Annotated in this window: 2 protein-coding genes and 1 pseudogene; all 3 read left to right on the forward strand. The window is 75.7% G+C overall.

Going from position 1 to position 2,109, the window contains the following annotated elements; translation table 11 throughout:
• A pseudogene (locus H5J33_RS32435) lies at window positions 1–398 on the forward strand (NYN domain-containing protein); the annotation flags it as partial.
• A 62-nt stretch (window positions 399–460) separates the two neighbouring features.
• Window positions 461–1,471 (forward strand): ABC transporter ATP-binding protein, encoded by a 1,011-nt coding sequence (locus tag H5J33_RS32440; protein WP_181798301.1) that lies wholly within the window; start codon window positions 461–463, stop codon window positions 1,469–1,471.
• 64 nt (window positions 1,472–1,535) lie between these two features.
• Window positions 1,536–2,109 (forward strand): ABC transporter permease (locus H5J33_RS32445; RefSeq protein WP_181798302.1); only part of this gene is annotated, 574 nt, incomplete at its 3' end.

Below are 2,109 nucleotides of genomic sequence, written 5' to 3' on the forward strand. Positions count from 1 at the left end.
AGGGCTGGGTCGACCGGCCGGGCGTGGCCGGCGAGCCCCCCGAGGCCGCCTCCCTGCCGACGCTGGCCCAGCTGACCACCGCCGAACAGCGCTGGGCCGACCGGGAGGAGGACATCACCACCGTCGGCGGCGACCCGTACGAGGTGGGGCAGGTCTTCGCCCGCCGCTGGATCTCCCGGCTCGGCGACCAGGGCCACCTGCAGCGGCTGTCGCAGATGTACCCGCGCATCCCGCACCGCATCGACGGCGAGCTGCTGCGCTACGCGGCCCGCTTCGGACTGCTCGCCCACAAGGACGACCAGATCGACGAACACGACCGTTACGCCATCCGGGCGGGGTTCTGGCGGGAGTTCGACATCCCGGCGGCGGCCGAGCAGCACGCGCCCGCCGCCGACTGAATCCCCGGAGCCGCCCCCAAAGGCGAGTAAAGCGCCCGGACCCCGTAGTCTCGTCCCTTGTGATGACGCGCGCGGGAGAGGCACTCGGGTACGACGAGGTCGTACGCGTGCGCGGGCTCAGCAAGACCTACCCGGCCGTCCGGGGCCGGCGGGGCACGCCGGGCACCCCCGAGGTGCGGGCCACCGACGGGGTGGAGCTGGACGTGCGGCGCGGCGAGGTGTTCGGGCTGCTCGGCCCGAACGGCGCCGGCAAGTCCACCCTGGTACGGCAGCTCACCGGGCTGCTGCGGCCGGACGCGGGCAGCGTCGAGATCCTCGGCCACGACATCGTCCGGCACCCCGAACGGGCGGCCCGGATCCTCGCCTACCTCGGCCAGGAGTCCAGCGCCCTGGACGAGCTGACCGTCTCCCTCGCCGTCGAGACCACCGGGCGCCTGCGCGGCCTGGACGCCCGGCGGGCCCGGGCCGAACGGGACGCCGTGCTGGAGGAACTGGGGCTGACCCCGATCGCCGGCCGGGCGCTGAAGAAGCTGTCCGGCGGGCAGCGGCGGCTCGCCTGCTTCGCCGCCGCGCTGGTGGGCCGGCGCCCGCTGCTCGTGCTGGACGAGCCGACCACCGGCATGGACCCGGTGGCCCGGCGCGCGGTGTGGGCGGCCGTGGACCGGCGGCGGGCCGAGGACGGCACGACCGTGCTGCTGGTCACCCACAACGTGATCGAGGCCGAGACGGTGCTGGACCGGGTCGCCGTGCTCGACCAGGGCCGGGTCATCGCCTGCGACACCCCCGCCGGGCTCAAGGCGCGGGTGGCCGACGAGGTGCGGGTGGAGCTGGTGTGGCGGGAGCGGGCGCCGCTGGAGGTGCCCGAGGTGGCCGTGCTGCGCGAGCGGGCGGCGCTCTCCGGCCGGCGCTGGACGCTGCGGCTCGCGCCCGAGGAGGCCCGCGCCGTCGTCGCCACGGTGACCGGAGGGGCCGCCTTCGCCGCCCTGGACGACTTCACGCTCGCCACGCCCAGCCTGGAGGACGTCTATCTGGCGCTGGGCGGCGAGGCCCGGCAGGGACTGGTGAAGGCGTGAGCGAGCGGGCCCCGCAGCACGTAAGGGTCTGTGCCGCCGCCGAAGCGAAGAGGAGCAGCTCGTCGTGAGTGCCGTACCCGCCGAGGTCCTGCCCGGCGGCTCCCGGGCCGTGCCGGAGACGGTGTCCGGCCCGGCCGAGCTCGGGCCGCGCGCGCGGCTGTGGCCGTCGCTGGCGGCCGTCTACCGGGCGCAGCTGTCCCGGGCCCGGGTGGCGCGGATCCCGCTGCTGTTCGTGGCGACCTTCCAGTCCGTCGGCATCGCCGTGATGATGCGCGGTGTGGTCGGGGGCGGCTACGAGGCCCGGTCCGTGGTGGCCGGCTCGTCGGTGCTGGTCGTCGCCTACGTGGCGCTGAACCTGCTCTCGCAGTACTTCGGGCAGCTGCGGGCCAGCGGCGGGCTCGACCACTACGCCACCCTGCCGGTGCCGCCGGCCGCCGTGGTGCTGGGCGCGGCGGCGGCCTACGCCTCCTTCACCGTGCCGGGCACCCTGGTCACCGCCGTCTTCGGCTGTGTGCTCTTCGGGCTGCCGATGACCAACCTGTGGGTCCTGCTGGCCGTCATCCCGCTCGCCGGGGCCGCGCTCGCCGGGCTCGGCGCCGCGAGCAGCCCGCACGCGGCCGGTGGCGTAACCATTCTTC

This window comes from Streptomyces sp. WELS2, from assembly GCF_013870595.1.
GTDB lineage: Bacteria > Actinomycetota > Actinomycetes > Streptomycetales > Streptomycetaceae > Streptomyces.

What these genes read in the sequence shown, in the direction of transcription:
- H5J33_RS32440 (WP_181798301.1), top strand. Translation starts at nt 461, where the DNA reads ATGACGCGCGCGGGAGAGGCACTCGGGTACGACGAGGTCGTACGCGTG.